Origin of the sequence: Anabaena sp. FACHB-595, from assembly GCF_048568275.1 — a bacterium.
Lineage (GTDB): Bacteria > Cyanobacteriota > Cyanobacteriia > Cyanobacteriales > Nostocaceae > Trichormus.
In genome coordinates, this window is sequence record NZ_CP183473.1 from 1,020,052 (window position 1) to 1,036,606 (window position 16,555).

At 40.2% G+C, this 16,555-nt stretch carries 12 protein-coding genes; 7 read left to right on the forward strand and 5 right to left on the reverse strand.

All coding sequences use genetic code 11. The features are described from left to right. Positions 1 to 73: 73 nt before the first annotated feature. The 4 genes from ACN222_RS04390 to ACN222_RS04405 all read right to left on the reverse strand — a co-directional run bounded on the left by ACN222_RS04390 (position 74) and on the right by ACN222_RS04405 (position 9,495). A complete protein-coding gene (locus ACN222_RS04390; RefSeq protein WP_010995060.1) occupies positions 74 to 5,626 on the reverse strand; it encodes a trifunctional serine/threonine-protein kinase/ATP-binding protein/sensor histidine kinase in 5,553 nt (1,850 codons plus the stop codon). Positions 5,627 to 5,917: 291 nt separating this feature from the next. After that, positions 5,918 to 6,457 carry a DUF4126 domain-containing protein gene (locus ACN222_RS04395; RefSeq protein ID WP_010995061.1) on the reverse strand — a complete coding sequence of 180 codons (540 nt, stop codon included), beginning with the start codon at positions 6,455 to 6,457 and terminating at the stop codon, positions 5,918 to 5,920. Between the two features lie 325 nt (positions 6,458 to 6,782). Then, positions 6,783 to 7,493 (reverse strand): ribose-5-phosphate isomerase RpiA, encoded by a 711-nt coding sequence (gene rpiA, locus ACN222_RS04400; protein ID WP_010995062.1) that lies wholly within the window; start codon positions 7,491 to 7,493, stop codon positions 6,783 to 6,785. 184 nt (positions 7,494 to 7,677) lie between these two features. Next, a complete protein-coding gene (locus ACN222_RS04405; protein WP_010995063.1) occupies positions 7,678 to 9,495 on the reverse strand; it encodes a tetratricopeptide repeat protein in 1,818 nt (605 codons plus the stop codon). 289 nt (positions 9,496 to 9,784) lie between these two features. Between ACN222_RS04405 and ACN222_RS04410 the strand changes: the two genes are divergently transcribed. Next, complete coding sequence (locus tag ACN222_RS04410) at positions 9,785 to 9,979, forward strand: hypothetical protein (protein ID WP_044520761.1); 195 nt, start codon at positions 9,785 to 9,787, stop codon at positions 9,977 to 9,979. Positions 9,980 to 10,216: 237 nt separating this feature from the next. Here the strand turns inward: ACN222_RS04410 and ACN222_RS04415 are convergent, their stop codons facing one another. Continuing rightward, entirely contained in the window at positions 10,217 to 10,606 is a 390-nt protein-coding gene (locus ACN222_RS04415; protein ID WP_231865510.1) for a DUF6335 family protein, read from the reverse strand. Positions 10,607 to 10,917: 311 nt separating this feature from the next. Between ACN222_RS04415 and ACN222_RS04420 the strand changes: the two genes are divergently transcribed. The 6 genes from ACN222_RS04420 to ACN222_RS04445 all read left to right on the forward strand — a co-directional run bounded on the left by ACN222_RS04420 (position 10,918) and on the right by ACN222_RS04445 (position 16,544). Beyond that, positions 10,918 to 11,319, forward strand: a complete 402-nt coding sequence (locus ACN222_RS04420) for a DUF2267 domain-containing protein (protein WP_010995066.1) — start codon at positions 10,918 to 10,920, stop codon at positions 11,317 to 11,319. A gap of 43 nt (positions 11,320 to 11,362) precedes the next feature. Further along, a complete protein-coding gene (locus tag ACN222_RS04425) occupies positions 11,363 to 12,457 on the forward strand; it encodes a DJ-1/PfpI/YhbO family deglycase/protease (protein WP_010995067.1) in 1,095 nt (364 codons plus the stop codon). A gap of 160 nt (positions 12,458 to 12,617) precedes the next feature. Continuing rightward, the gene (locus ACN222_RS04430; RefSeq protein ID WP_010995068.1) at positions 12,618 to 13,343 is read left to right on the forward strand and encodes an SRPBCC family protein; all 726 of its coding nucleotides are present in this window, start codon (positions 12,618 to 12,620) and stop codon (positions 13,341 to 13,343) included. Positions 13,344 to 13,420: 77 nt separating this feature from the next. Next, positions 13,421 to 14,590, forward strand: coding sequence for a zinc-dependent alcohol dehydrogenase (locus ACN222_RS04435; protein WP_010995069.1), 1,170 nt, complete (start codon positions 13,421 to 13,423; stop codon positions 14,588 to 14,590). Positions 14,591 to 14,863: 273 nt separating this feature from the next. After that, positions 14,864 to 15,271: a hypothetical protein gene (locus tag ACN222_RS04440; RefSeq protein WP_044520764.1), complete on the forward strand. Its 408-nt coding sequence runs from the start codon at positions 14,864 to 14,866 to the stop codon at positions 15,269 to 15,271. Between the two features lie 103 nt (positions 15,272 to 15,374). After that, positions 15,375 to 16,544, forward strand: a complete 1,170-nt coding sequence (locus tag ACN222_RS04445; protein ID WP_010995071.1) for a zinc-dependent alcohol dehydrogenase — start codon at positions 15,375 to 15,377, stop codon at positions 16,542 to 16,544. Positions 16,545 to 16,555 lie beyond the last annotated feature (11 nt).

The window sequence follows — 16,555 nt, forward strand, 5'->3', positions numbered from 1 at the left end:
CATTAGTTAGTAATTATTACCCTCTGCTCATACCAATTAACAAAAAACATGATGCTGATGAAAACTCTAAAACCTATGCTGATTCACACTTTCTTAATTTTGCATTGGTATTAGTTGTTTCTCGACTTATTGCAGTATCAAAAGTCTGAATGGGTATTTCGATGGTGAACTCTGTACCCATGCCTGGGCTAGAGGAGCAAAGTAATTGACCACCATGCTTTTCTACCACGATCGCGTAACTGATCGATAGTCCTAGACCTGTACCGCTACCCACTGGTTTAGTTGTAAAAAATGGGTCAAATATTTTACCGAGTACTGCATTGCTCATACCAGGGCCATTATCCGCAATGCGAATTAGTATTGATTCTGCATTTTTGACCTCTGTAGAAATGGTAATTGTCGGCTGTTTCTCTCTCCCTGGTTGATTACTTACATCTTCTTGCAAAGCGTCTATGGCATTACTGAGGATGCTGATAAAGACTTGATTTAACTCGGAAGCATAACAGTAAATTTGTGGAATATTACCGTAGTTTTGTTTGACGGCTATAGGTAAGGATTGCCTATTTTGTTTAAATTTGAGCCGATGTTGCAAAATTAACAACGTGCTATCAATACCAGAGTGAATATCTACTCGTTTAATTCCCGCTTCATCCAATCGTGCAAACATCCGTAAAGAGGAAACAATCTCTTCTATGCGTTCCGCTCCAAAGCGCATAGATTTAAGCATTTTAGGCAAATCTTCAGTAATGAAATCTAGTTCCATATCTGAGATTTTTTGCTGAATTTCTGGTAGGGGTTGGGAATATAATTTTTGGTATAAATTAATCAACTCTAATAAGGAGTTAACGTATTCGGATGTATAGGTCAAATTGCCGTAAATAAAGCTAACTGGGTTGTTAATTTCATGAGCAATACCAGCAACTAATTGACCCAGACTAGACATTTTTTCGGCTTGAACTAATTGCGATTGGGTTGAGGAAAGTTTTTGCAGTGCAGACTCTAATTGGTTGGCTTTTTCTTTTAATTCCTGAGTACGTTGCTCAACTTTTAATTCTAGATTTTGAGAGTATTCTGCTAGTTGGCCGTAAAGCTGGGCATTTTCTAGAGATATAGCAGCTTGCGCCATCAATAGGTTAATAACTTGTAGGCGATCGCTAGTAAATGCTCCTGTGGTTAAATGATTTTCTAGATATAGTATGCCCATCAATTTACCTTGCTTGATGATGGGAGTACATAACAAACTTTTAGGTTCTTTTTGTTGAATATAGGGATCTGAGATAAACAAATCCTCAGTTGTCGCATCATCAATCACTAAGGTTTGAGAGGTATGAGATACATAGTTAATTAAAGAGATGGGAATTTCGTCACTTTCTGCAATTGGGATTGATACCAAAATAGTTGATATGGGAACTTGATTGATTTTAGCGATCGCTTCAATTAATAATCTTTCATTTTTGAGTAAAACTAATACACATTTTTTCGCTCCCGCATTTTCAATTACCAATTCCATCAATGTAGAAAGTAATTTTTCCAGCTTAATTTCACTAGCTAGGGTTTGGGAAGCTTTAATGACACTAGACAAATCTAAGACATTAGAAATTGTCGTACTGTAATAATGAGTATTTTGTTGGGTTTGATGAATATGTGAGGAAGTAGAATCATTTTTGACAATTGTATCATTGGGGTTGAATATCAAATTTGAGCGTCGAGATAAGAGAGCAAACATCTGAGGATAGCGTTGCTCTAAATCCTTGACTTTAGCTATAGCTCCCCAGCGTGTATAAGCATAATAAGCATCAGTAAAGTAAACTTGAGCTATTTTCTCTTTACCTGATTCCCAGTAAAATTTTGCTGCTAATTCACTGGCTAAAGCTTCTTCTTGTAAATATTTGTTTTCTTTAGCCTCGGCAATAGCGAGATCATAATAATTCATCGCCTCTAAATATTTACCAAGAACACGATTTTGCTCGGCTGCTACCAAATAAAATTTATGCTGATGATTCATTGGGGCATAATCTGCCCATTGTTTGATTTTAGCTTGATTCTCACTAACCTTATGCAGAATCTCCTGTTGAATATCAACTGTTGTATGGGGATATAATGCTAAACGAGCCAGGGAATCATAAAATGGTAAAAGTACAACAACATATATTCCCAGAACACCATCTAAATACTGTTCAGCAATTTCTGCGTGTTTAATTGCCTGTTCATAGTCACAAAACAAGTAACAAAGAATCAGTTTGTTGATATATAAATGATAAATAGCTGGGCGATCACTTGCCTGTTGATGTATTGGTAACATCACTTCTTCATCATATATATGTCCCTTAATTTGTAGCTGGTTTTCTGTATCACCAAGCAAGCAGTAAACAGACTGGTAATAGATGTTAAGATAATTGAGGGATGTCTTTTGCTTAAATTGAGCGATCGCCTGAGCATAGCTAGACATTTCTTGTTCTAGGCTATATAGTTCTGTTCCAGATAAATATAAATAAAGAGTATAGGAAAAAGCACACCAAGCCGACCATTCCAAGTCTCCAGTTTCCCAACCACTATGATACCCTTCAATAAATAGTGGAAATGTAGACTTGAGAGGTTTTTTCCAATGTTTTATCAAACAATTAACTACACAAAAAGTTTTTGCTTTTATTTCCTTAGCATCTAACTTAGATACCAAATTTAAAGCCAAGTTGCCAAATTCGTAGCCAGCATCAATATCTCCCATGAATGTGAGTAAAATTGCGCCATAACTAGCGTAAGCAAAGGCTGAAACAGGTGCATTACCATACTTAACTGATAATATTATTTCCTCACAAATCAATGGAGGAAACATTGCTGGATAGCCATTATAAGCAGCACCAAACATACTAGAAAGAATAGATAATGCTGCTAATTTTTCAGGATTATCCATTTTGGGTAAATTAATTAAATCTGAAGTTTTATTACCCATTAGTACTGAATTTGCAGCTTGGAGTGACTTGACAATGTCTGTTTGTGTAGGTTTAGGAGGTAAATTTACACCTAGCATTTGCAAGACTGGCAAAGCAGTTTCAATACCTAGTAACAGTTGATTTTGGGCAATACAGGCTTGAATTTTAATGCTATATATCTTGACTTTATCTAGTAATGCTTTAGCGTTTTCAAGCACAGTTTCAGCTAGGATTTCCATCCTATGAAATTCTGTACTGAGATAGGCTACTTCCACTGCTTCTAAATATAGTGATAATGTCAATTCATATTGATCTTCCCAGCAACTAGCTGTTAGTAATTCTATGCCTGAATTTATATATTCCACTGCTGCACCGTAAGCAGTAGCACTTTTAGCTTTAGTTCCAGCCTGTAAATTTAGTTGTGCTAATTCATGACGTGCTGGCGCTGCTGTAATTAAATCTACTCCAATATTAAATTGATTGACTATTTCAAAAATCTTTTCTTCTCTGATTTCCGGGGTGCTATTAACTAACATCAACTGCCCAATTTTCAGGTGGGTAAAATTTTTGTCATTTTCAGGAATTAAAGTATATGCAGCTTGTTGAACACGGTCATGGAGAAACTTATATTCAACTGTGATAGGTTCAATATTATTATTTAATTTCTGAGAATCATCAAGGGATAAATCTTCTTGAAAGAATCTATAAACCTTGTTTGTTGGAATTATTAACCCCTCTCTTAAAGCCGTCCATAAAGCTGCTGCTGTTTCTGGAAGAGACTTTTCATAAATATTTGCCAGGACAGATAAATTAAAATGATTATTAATGCAAGCAGCTAATTTCAAAACATTCTGTGTTACTTCAGGTAACTTTTGCAGTTGTAATGACATAAAATCAACAACATCATCTGTTAGAGATAATGTCTTAACTTGGGCTATATTGCATTCCCAAAAACCTTTTTCAAAATTAAAGCTAATTAAATTTTCATTATATAAATATTTCAGAAACTGATTACTAAAAAAAGGATTGCCTTGTGTTTTCTGATATACTAATTGTGTTAATGGTAAAGCCACTTCTGTAGTGCATTTGAGAGTGTCAGCAACAAGATAGTTTAAATCTAAAGTATTTAGAGGTTTTAGAGTAATAGTCTCGATATTTTCTGCGTGTTTTTGGATATCTTGTAGGGTTAAGATTAGTGGATGTCCTGAAGAGACTTCGTTATCACGATAGGCTCCTATCAGTAGTAGATAATGATTATCTATTTGGCTCATCAATAACTGAATTAACTTTAATGATGCGGAGTCAGCCCATTGTAAATCATCGAGAAAAATGACTAGAGGATGTTCCTTAGTTGTGAAAACTTGAATAAACTTCAAGAAGAGTGTACTAAAGCGATTTTGTGCTGCACTAGGTTCAAGTTCTGTAACTTGACGTTGCTGACCGATGATTGATTGGAGTTCGGGGATAACATCGATAATTACCTGACCTTGTTCTCCCAATGCGGCTAAAATCTGTGTTTTCCAGTCTTGAATTTGAGTATTGGCTTCACTCAATAATTGTCCCATCAAATCCTGAAATGATTGGACAATGGCAGATAAAGGTATATTCCGTTGGAATTGGTCATATTTACCCTTAATGAAATACCCACTTTGTTTCACAATTGGTTTGTGGATTTCGTTAACAATTGCGGTTTTCCCGATACCAGAGAAACCCGCAACTAATATCATTTCCCTATTTCCTTGGGATACTCTCTCAAAGGCGGCGAGTAATTGTTGGACTTCTGCTTGGCGACCATACAGTTTTTCTGGGATAATGAAGCGATCGCAAATATCCCTACTCCCCAATTCAAAAACGCTAATTTCTCCTTGGGTTTGCCATTGTTTCCAGCAAGTTTCCAAATCATGTTTTAACCCCAAAGCGCTTTGGTATCTGTCTTCAGCATTTTTAGCCATCAGCTTGAAGGCAATGTTAGACACAGCTAAAGGAATAGTAGAATTAATGTCGTGGACTTGTGGCGGACGTTTGGCAATATGACAATGGAGTAATTTCATGGGGTCATCACAGTAAAAAGGTAACTGTCCTGTGAGGAGTTCAAAGAAAGTCACCCCAAGAGAATAAAAATCGCTGCGATAGTCAATTCCCCGGTTCATGCGTCCCGTTTGTTCTGGTGAAAGGTAAGCCAGGGTTCCTTCCAAAACATTGGGACTAGTCAGAGTTTGGGTTTCTCTGGGAAGAAGGGATGCAATTCCAAAGTCAATTAATCTAATTTCTTTAGTTATGGGATTAATGAGGATGTTGCTGGGTTTAATGTCTTTGTGAATCACCCGACTCCGATACAGTCCATCTAAGATGGTGACAATTTGAATAGCTATATGAAAAAACTCATCTAAAGATATTTCACTATTCTGAATTGACCAATCTTTGAGAGAAACTCCTCCAAAATCTTCCATTACTAGAGCATAACTATTTTCATAATTTTCTAGACTATAAGTTTTAATAATTCCAGAAATATGGAGATTCTTAGTAATGGTATATTGATTACGGAATTGTACTAATTCACTAAAGCTAGGATATTCATACCGCAACATTTTAATAACTATTGGCTTTTGATCTTCTTCTCTAATACCTCGATAAACTAGAGTTCTTGTTCCAGCATAAATTTGCGTCAAATTTTGATAGCCAACTAACCTAAGCATAGTCACTTGATATATAGATACTTTTTGAGACTAGGGCTAGTTTTGCATTTTTGCAGGAGTATTTAAACGTAATTTTTCGCCTTTAACAAAAACTTTAACACCTGCGTATTATTTAATTAGATGTTTTTCAGTAATTACTCGTATATTACTGATACACAAAAATTTACTATTGAGATTGAACTAAATTATCTAAGGGGATAAAAGTTAAGAATGTAAGAACTTTACTGTTTTCCATCCTCACACCCCCGTACTTTGATGCCCGAATTTACTAATTTTCCAGCCCCAAATCTCCTATGCCTTATTGTGGTACCATTCGTACCATTCTTTAGCACTACGCACAGCAAACCAAAGCAAGATTAAAGCGATTACTCCACCTTGCCAAGGAGCATCAAAAGCAAAAAGCACTAGAGCTACACACAAAGTATCTTGCAGAAAAACCGCCCACAGTGGCAAACCACGCAAGCGATAAAACCAACCTACTTGAACTAGTTGCAGGACCAAAGCCAGTGAACTTCCTATAGTAATAATTAGCCAATTTGGGGTTGCTGTTGCGGAAACTACTGCTAAACCCATAATTGCTCCTGCAAGGGGAGATAATAATAACTGAATAACTTGTAAAATTCTTTGTCCCCACAATTTTTTAGAGGCAAACAATTCCACTAATGAGTAAGTGATTAAACAGCCTAACAGAACTGGCGAAGAAATATGAGATAAAACTGGAATATGTGACCAAAAATTACTTCCATGCAACAATCCAATAATCAATAAAGGTACGCCTATTCTGATTCCGGCTGCCGCAGAAGCAGAAAGTGTTGCCAGGATTTCAATCATGAGATAAACTCAGAAAATTAACAAATAAGTGGGTATTTATTATTGAGATTACCCATAATCTTGAATAATTCCCGCAGCAATCTGAAATTACTTATTATGGCTTAATATTTTGGTGTTGCACATTCGCGGGAAAATGCTTGCTTTCAAATTATCAGGTAAGGTACAAACCTGGGTAGGGTAGGTTATTGACGTTAAATTCTAACGCACCAACAGTACTGGCAGGTACATTAGCCTACGGCATAACAGACCCTACAAAATTGGATTGGAACTGCGATAATTTGAATCCCGGAAAGTGTAGGGAATTTGAACACCTACACCCTGAGTTCTATAGTCGTCTGACTAGTGGCTGACCGTCTTTGACTTCACCAACTAAAACTATGTCTGCACAGTTGACGAAGATACCATTCTCTAGAACCCCAGGAATATTATTCAATATTTTTTCGAGGTTAACTGGGTCGTCAATAGAGTCAAATCGGACATCTAAGACAAAGTTACCTTGGTCGGTGATCACTGGCCCGGCTTTTTTTACACCCATACGCAGTTCTGGTTTGCCACCTAGTTGCTTAATGGCATTGGTGACGGGGGTGATTGCCATTGGGATGACTTCTACTGGTACAGCAAAAACCGAACCTAAGCGGTCTACTAATTTACCACTATCTACTACGACGATGAATTGATTGGCTAAGTAATCAACCACTTTTTCACGGGTATGGGCTGCACCACCACCTTTAATCAAGTTTTTGTGGGGGTCAACTTCATCAGCCCCATCAATAGCGATATCAATATGATCTACAGCGTCTAAGGTTGTGAGAGGAACACCATATTGCTTGGACAAAACTTCTGACTGAAATGAGGTCGGAATACCAACAATATCGGTTAGTTCACCAGACTTGAGGCGATCGCCTAAATATTGAATTGTGTAAGCTGTAGTTGACCCTGTACCTAAGCCTACAATTGAGCCGGACTTTACCAAGGCGGCGGCGGCTTTGCCTACTTCTTGCTTCATCAAAGTCACGGGGTCTGCTGTAACGGTCATTCCCAAAACTCCTGAAATTATCGACTAAACAGATGGCACTATCACAGCAGACTATACTACATTCGCGGGAACTCGAAGTGTATCTGGCTAAAGAAATTGTGGTTGTTGTTAGTTGTCAGTTGTCATTGGTCATTCTCCTCTGCTCCCCCTGCTCCCCCTGCTTCCTGCCCCTTGCCCCCTGCCTCTACTTCAATCCAGCTATGATTTCCAGAATTTGTTGATAGTTTTGTGTGTTGCCCTCTTGGGAGTAAAGGTCAGCCGATTTTTGGAAGTCAGCGATCGCTGCTTGATAGTCGCCACGATTGCGGAGAATGTCGGCTCGGAGGAGGTAAGCTGAAGCCCAATGAGGATGAAACTTCAGGGCTTGATTTAAGTCAGCTAGTGCTTCTTCTAGGTATCCCAAGAGTAAATGGCTACGGCCTCGATTGTACCAGTCTTCGGCATAACCGGGGTTGATGGCGATTGATTGGGTATAATCTGCAACTGCCCCTTGATAATCTTGTAAGGCGTAACGAGCATGGGCGCGATCGCTGTAATATCTTGCAGATTCTGGCTGTAGTTCCAAGGCTTGGGTATAATCGGCGATCGCACTGCGATAATTTTGTTGATCGTAGTGCAGCGAACCTCGGTTATAGTAGGCTTCGCTAAGTTGGGGATTGATTGTTAGGGCTTGATTGTAGTCTGTTACGGCTCCCTTGGTATCTCCCAACTGACGGCGGGCATTGCCTCGATTGCAGTAAGCGGGGGCAAAATCTGGGGATATGCGAATGGATTGTGTATAGTCTGCTATTGCGCCAATAAAGTCCCGTAAGGCTTCGTGGGCAATGGCTCGACCGTAATATGCTTCAGCAATATTAGGATTAATTTGTAATGCCTGATTGTAATCAGCAATGGCTCCCCGATAATCGCCTAAGCAACGGCGGGATGTGGCGCGATCGCAATATCCGGCGGCGAAATTGGGTTGTAGTTCTAGTAAACGATTACCATCTGCTAAGGCGCTGGGGTAGTCTCCTAGATGGCGGTAGATATTGGCGCGCACACCATAGACTACAGCTAATTCAGAATTTAGCTGTAATGATTGGTTGTAGTCTGCTAATGCACTTTGATAGTCTTGCCAAGCCTCATAAATTAATCCCCGTTGGTAATATGCTTGTGCATCGTTGGGGTTGAAATTTAAGACTTGGTTGAAATCTGCGAAGGCTTGTTGATATTCGTGTAGATAAAAACTAATCAGACCGCGATTATAATATGCTCCTACTTGATGAGGATTAATTTCTAGTGTGCGGTTGTAATCGGCGATCGCTTTTTGATAGGCGCCTAAGGCGTAGTGAGCGTTACCTCTGTTTTGGTAAGCTTCGGCTAGGTTGGGGTCTAATTGTACCGCCCGTTCATGGTCGGCGATCGCTTGTCGGTACTCTCCCAATTTATAGTAAATGTTCCCGCGAATGCTGTAAGCTGCGGCAAAGTAAGGATGCCATTGCAACGCTTGTTGTAAATCTATAATTGCTTCCTGATAATTACCTTGGTCGTTGTTATTCAAGCCCCGGTAATAATAGGCATTCGCAATATCTTCATTAATATTACTGGCTAACAGAGGATCAAACTCAATGGTGCTGATATAGTTGGCAATTGCTTGATCGTAGTCACCTTGAGCTAAGTAAGCGTTACCTCGACAATAATAATATTCTGCGAATGTAGGATTTATTTGTAATGCTTGATCATAATCAGCGATCGCTGCTGTAAAGTCTGCTAGACAGTAACGCGCATTCGCCCGATGATAGTAAGCCTGGGCATAATTAGGATTAATTTCTACCGCTAGATTAAAAAAGGCGATCGCCCCCTGATAATCTTTCAGTTCACGGCTAAAAGTAATCCCTCGTTTACAGTAAGTTTCCGCATCAATCCTGCGATTGGTTGGCTTAGTGCCACCAACGACCGTTCTTTGATATTCTCTCGATAAATTATCGGATAATCCCTGATTAAAAAAATAGTCAGCATTCATCTATTTTTTCGTGCTATTACACTCCATTAAAACTATGATGTAGGCATAAATCGCCCCAGCTACTAGTCGGAGTAGTTTAAACATCACTACTAATAGAGTAAGATATTTGTCTTAATTAAACAATTGAGTTAATCATAAGATATACATCTAGCTGTTGTGAAAGCAATATTTATCTCATTCTATTGCAATATATGAAGATAGCCACATTGCGGGTATCATCCAAATATATATAAAATCTAAAACTTTTCTCCGACCTATGGGACTAGACGCGTGCGATGGAGACGGCAATATGTACAGCAAAGAAGACATCCAAGCCATGCTGGATAGCATGAATGTGTCAGAGATGCTCAAGATTATGTCGCAAATTTGTTACGAAAAAGCAGAAATTCTCCGCTCTGACTGGCAAGACATAGAAACAGCTAGAGCCTGGGAAAAAGTTGGTAGAGCTGTTGGCAAAATCAAAATCAAAACTGAGCTATATTAAGTAGCTACTAACAAGCTACCTATTAGCCACCTAAGTATATACTTATAAATTCGTGTTCAGAGAATAGTTCACACGATTTTTAAATACTTAAGGGTGAATTCTTTAAACAGGATTCACCCACAAACAGCACTTTTGTGCTATCTAGTTATTGTCTTGCGAAAGTGGGAAAGGAAACAGTGACAAGTCATAGATCCCCGACTTTTTTAAAAAGTCGGGGATCTGAACACCCCCAATCCCTCATCCCCTATCTTCATAATCTTCAGAAGAAGTGGGATCTAATTCCCAGCGTCTATCATCACGCTGTTCTAAAATCTCATTGGTGCGGAGAAAAGCTTGATCAGGCATTTCCAACCCCACGGCGGACTCTATTTCCTCAGTGATATCTTGTTCAGGCGTTGGAGCAGTACCGCCTATAGCCTCATCACCTATGGTATCTGCCCAATAATTATTGTCATTGCCGTCACCCAGGTCAAATTCTGGGCTAGTCTCTGTGTACTCATGCCCTATACCAATGTTGTATCCTGGTGGGTCTTTGACACCAGTACCATAGGATTCGGTAATTTCCTGTGGCAAATCATCAGTATTAATTTCTTGGTTATTAGTTTCTTCTGCCATAATTCTAGCCATTTCCATGTTCTCACAATAACTTTTTATTTCCATTAAGTTGTACTGCAAAAGATGTACAACTTTAGAAATAAAGGGATCTATCTCCTGAGAACGAAGTAATGCTAGCTATTTACACCTAATCTAAAAAGTATGAAATCAAGGTTAAGCCACTTGTAGTTGAATCCGTTAGTTATGAGTTAGGAGTTTTTCATGCCCAGTAAAACTGATCAATAATTTTTAACTCATAACTATTTTTTGTACTTATCCAAAACATATTTACTGTTATTTGAATCTTACTTTCGACTATAGATTTTAATTAGTGGAGGTAGAAGGTGGAATACAACGAATTTATTACTCATGTACAAAGCCTTGCTCAATCCAATTCTCCTGACGAGGCTCAAAGAGCTACCTGTGCCACTTTGGAAACTATTAAGGAACGCATTTCTGGTGAAGAAGCTCAAACCTTAGCTAATCAACTACCACAAGAATTGGCAGACTGTTTACGGGGAAGAGAAGGGCAACCAGATGAAAGTTTTAATTTGCAAGACTTCATCATGCGCGTGAGTCGAAAAGAGAACCTAGAACCCACAAAAACAGCAATTCATGTCCGCGCTGTTTTTGCCGTTTTGCAAAATGCTATTAGACCAGAAGAATTTGCCAAACTACATTCTCATTTCTCGCATGATTATGAAGAAATGTTCGGCACGTCACCCACTGGCGAAGTGCCAGCATAATCACCAAGACAAATTTTTAGTTTATCGTTAGATAGGAAACAATATGACCAACCATAATAATTCTGGGAAGAAGAAAGTAGCTATTCTGATTGAACAAGCCGTAGAAGATGCAGAATTCATTATTCCTTGCAACGGTCTAAAACAAGCAGGATTTGAGGTAGTCGTCCTCGGTTCGCGGACGAACGAAAAATATAAGGGAAAACGAGGCAGACTTTCTACCCAAGCTGATGGTACTACGACAGAAGCGATCGCCTCTGAATTTGATGCGGTAGTAATTCCTGGTGGGATGGCTCCCGATAAAATGCGCCGCAACCCCAATACAGTCCGCTTCGTACAAGAGGCGATGCAGCAAGGAAAATTGGTAGCTGCGGTTTGTCATGGGCCACAAGTCTTAATTGAAAGCGACTTACTCCGAGGTAAACAAGCCACAGGTTTTATTGCTATCAGCCGAGACATGATTAATGCTGGTGCTGATTATGTAGATGAGGCGCTAGTTGTTGATGGTAACTTGATTACATCCCGTGAACCTGGAGATTTGGCGATTTTCACCACAGCTATTTTGAGTCGTCTAGGTTATGGCGGTAAAGATGCAGCCCTACCAGATGAAAAAGATAGAAACGCAGAGTGGTGGAAACTGGCTGATGCTTGGGGCGGTTCGACTAAAGGTGATATTGTCAGAGGTTTGAATACTGCTTTAGGTGGAGAACGTTATTCCCTAGAGGCATTGGAGAAGTATACAGAAAAGGAATCGGACACACAAGCAAAAGCGCTGTTCCAAGAAATGATCACTAATAAACAGCGTCATATTGAATATCTAGAAACTTATCTGACTAGATTGGGTGAGAAACCCTCCCTGGGCGCAAATATCGCCAATCAATACGCCAAAGTGAAAACCGCTTTAACTGGTAGCGATGACATACATCAAATACGCAGTGCTTTAGGTGATTTACAAACAGGCATTGGTGATATTGGTAATCTTTGTGCAATGTACACTGACCCCATAGCAACCGCTATTTTCAAAGAGATTTACAAAGATTTGGTCAAATACGAACAGCGATTAGTTTCACTATACCGGACGCGTACAAACGCTACAGCCCAACCACCTAAGCCAACAACAGGGGCAGCTGTATCGATGTAAAAGAGGGAATAAAAAGTGGGGAGGAGATTCTTTAATTTTGAATTTTGCGAAAAGTTCTGTAGGCAAATGGTGAACTCGGAGGGGTTTCCCGCCGTAGGAAACTTTTCAAGACGAATTTTGAATTGGTATCACTCCCCATATTGAATTGGAGATATATAGCGTGACTTTGACATCAGGAGATAAACAGGGAAATACTCCAGGCCAAGCTAGTGATACAGAGCGTTGGGCTTCTCTCATTGGCGGTGGGGCGTTAGTGTTGCTGGGTTTAAGACAAGCCTCGTTGCGGGGAGTGCTGACGGCTTTAGCTGGTGGCGGTTTAATCTATCAAGGTGCGACGAAACAAAGCACAATTCAGCAAGCGCAAGAAGCGATAGGGATAAATAAACCCATCAAAGTTGAAAAGACGGTAACAATCAATAAGCCAGCAGATGAGCTATACCGTTATTGGCACAACTTTGAGAATTTGCCCACATTCATGAAGCATCTCAAGTCTGTGAAGGTGTACAACGAAAAACGTTCTCATTGGATAGCCAATGCACCTTTAGGTAACAGTGTGGAATGGGATGCAGACATTCTAGAAGACCGAGAAAATGAGTTTATTTCTTGGGCCTCTGCGGAAGGCGCAGACGTGGAAAACTCCGGTTTTGTGCGTTTCCAAAAAGCCCCAGGCGATGTCCCAGGACAAGCCGCTTCGCGTCTACGCGGTACTGAAGTGAAAGTGGTATTAGAATACAATCTCCCTGGAGGCGCTTTAGCTGCTGTCGTCGCCAAACTTTTCGGCGAGGAACCAGAACAGCAAATTGGCGACGAACTACGCCGTTTCAAAATGCTCATGGAGGCCGGAGAAATCGCCACCACCGAGGGACAACCATCGGGAAGAAAATAGGGAGTGGAAGGATAACAACAACTGTTGACTGACGACTTTTAACAGTCAACTGACAACAGACAACTAACTAAATAACTATGAAAGCAGTCTGCTGGTATGGTGCTAACGAGGTACGGGTAGAGACTGTACCAGACCCGAAAATCCTCAATCCGCGTGATGCGATTATTAAAATTACTTCCACCGCAATTTGTGGTTCTGATTTACATATTTATGGCGGCTATATCCCGACAGTGCAGCAGGGTGACATTATTGGTCACGAGTTTATGGGGGAAGTCGTTGAGGTGGGGAGCAGAGTTGATAATTTAAAAATAGGCGATCGCGTTGTTGTTCCTTCTACAATTGGTTGTGGTAGATGCCACTATTGTGAGCATGATATGTGGTCGCTGTGCGATAACTCTAATCCCAATGGTTGGTTAGAAGAAAAACTCTACGGTAATATCACCTCAGCCATTTACGGTTATTCTCATCTCTTGGGTGGTTACGCCGGCGCACAAGCTGAATATATCCGCGTCCCCTTCGCCGATGTCGGTGTGGTAAAAGTCCCGCCAGATTTACCAGACGAAATGCTGTTATTTATCTCTGATGCTATCCCCACAGGTTATATGGGTGCAGAGATGTGTGACATTCAACCAGGTGATACTGTCGCTGTTTGGGGTTGCGGTGCTGTTGGTCAATTTGCCATGATTAGCGCCTATATGATGGGTGCAGAAAAAGTCATCGCTATAGATCGCTTTCCCGAACGTCTAGAGATGGCGAAAAAATATGCTAAAGCCGAAGTCATCAATTACGAAGAAGTCAATGCAGGTGAGGCTTTAAAAGAAATGACCGGCGGACGAGGCCCTGATGCTTGTATTGATGCGGTCGGGTTAGAAGCGCATGGCGTTGGTTTAGAAGACTTTTACGACCAAACAAAGCAAAAGCTGAAGCTAGAAAGCGATCGCCCCCATGTATTGCGGGAAATGATGGTTGCTTGTCGTAAAGGCGGGACTCTCTCAATCATGGGTGTCTACGGTGGGTTTGTAGACAAAATACCTTTTGGTGCTGCTTTTAATAAGGGTCTAACCTTCAGGATGGGACAAATGCACGGACAGAAATATATGAATTTGTTATTACAACTCATCCTAGATGGCAAACTCGACCCGTCTTTTGTAGTTAGTCATCAATTACCTCTAGAACAAGCCCCTCTCGGTTATCACATTTTCCAGCAAAAAAAAGATAACTGCATCAAAGTTGTACTCAAACCGTAAAAGTGGGGATAAGAAGAATGATTAATTATGACTTACGGATGAAAAGAAAAAATCAAGGGTTTGGACAACTTTGAAAATTCTTACACCCTTACACCCAGTCTCAAAAGACAACCTGGGTACGTGAGTCCTACTAATTTCTTCTTACTCTTCACTTAGTACTCAGTTTTAGATCGAAACTACTACTAATTACTGATTACTAAACCTAGTTACGGATAGATGTTTAATTACATTTATTAAACCAACAATATATACATAATCTCAGTGAGGATTTTTATGAATCGCGTAATCTCTTGGATACAAAATATTTTGCTTCGTCAAATCTTGGTTGTTTTCTTAGTAGCAGCAACATTCTTCGTAGGTCAATCTTTTACCTACGGTACTGCGATGATGGCTCAAGCTAATACGGTGCAAACACCAGAAGGCACTTACTATAAAGGTACTCCCGATAGCGAAGGTATTAGAAACGATAATCAAGTAAGAAACGCCCAAAATCGCCTCAGAAACACGGCTGATAATGTGCGTGAAAAGTTGAACTTGGATGAAGATACACCCAGAGCTACTAAAGAGTTTGGTAAATCTGTACAACGGAAAATAGGTGAAACCGTTAATCAAAATACTCAGAATGAGGGTGGTTATTATCAACAACCGGAGCGTGTAAGAGAAGCTAGGAGCCGGAGTTAATAATTAATAAACTGTGGGTATTCAGATCCCCGATTTTTTAAAAAGTCGGGGATCTATGACCTGAATCTAGAGATAAAAAATTAATGCCCAAGGACTAATAAATATGAAAGCAGTTTGCTGGCACGGGACAAATGATGTCAGGGTAGAAACTGTACCCGATCCAAAAATTCTTAACCCGCGCGACGCAATTATTAAAATTACTTCTACAGCTATTTGTGGGTCTGATTTACATATATATAATGGCTATATTCCCACAATGCAAAGTGGCGATATCCTTGGTCATGAATTCATGGGGGAAGTTGTCGAGTTAGGTAGTGCTGTAAAAAATGTGAAAGTAGGCGATCGCGTCGTTGTTCCTTTTACCATTTCCTGCGGTTCTTGCTTCTTCTGTCAACGGGATTTATGGTCTTTGTGCGATAACTCCAACCCCAACGCCTGGCTGGTAGAACTGCAAATGGGTCATTCTCCAGCAGGTCTATTTGGCTACTCTCACCTATTTGGTGGCTATGCTGGGGGTCAAGCAGAATACGCCCGTGTACCTTTTGCAGATGTCGGCTTGCTTAAAATTCCTGATAATCTACCAGATGAACAGGTATTATTTTTAACTGATATTTTTCCCACTGGCTACATGGCGGCGGAGAACTGTAATATCAAACCCGGCGATATTGTGGCTGTGTGGGGTTGTGGCCCCGTTGGACAATTTGCTATCAAAAGTGCATATATGTTGGGTGCGGAAAGAGTTATCGCCTTTGACCGCATCCCCGAACGCCTACAAATGGCTAAAGAACAATGTAATGCCGAAGTCCTCAATTACGAAGAGGTAAATATCGGGGAAGCACTCAAAGAGATGACTGGTGGACGCGGCCCTGATGCTTGTATTGATGCGGTAGGCATGGAAGCCCACGGTACAGACTTAATGGCTTTCTACGACCAAGTCAAGCAAGCTGTAAGACTAGAAACAGACAGACCAACAGCATTACGACAAGTGATTGTGTCTGCGGCTAAAGGTGGTCATGTTTCTCTGGCGGGTGTATATGGCGGTTTCCTGGACAAAATCCCGATGGGTTCAGCGATGAATAAGGGTTTAACCTTCAAGATGGGACAAACCCATGTCCATAAATACTTAAAACCCTTACTAGAACGTATTCAAAACGGTGAAATTGACCCCTCATTTGTCATCACCCACACCATCCCGCTAGAACAAGCACCCCACGGCTACGAAATTTTTAAACACAAAAAAGATAACTGCATCAAAGTTGTACTCAAACCCTAAGGTAATTAAAT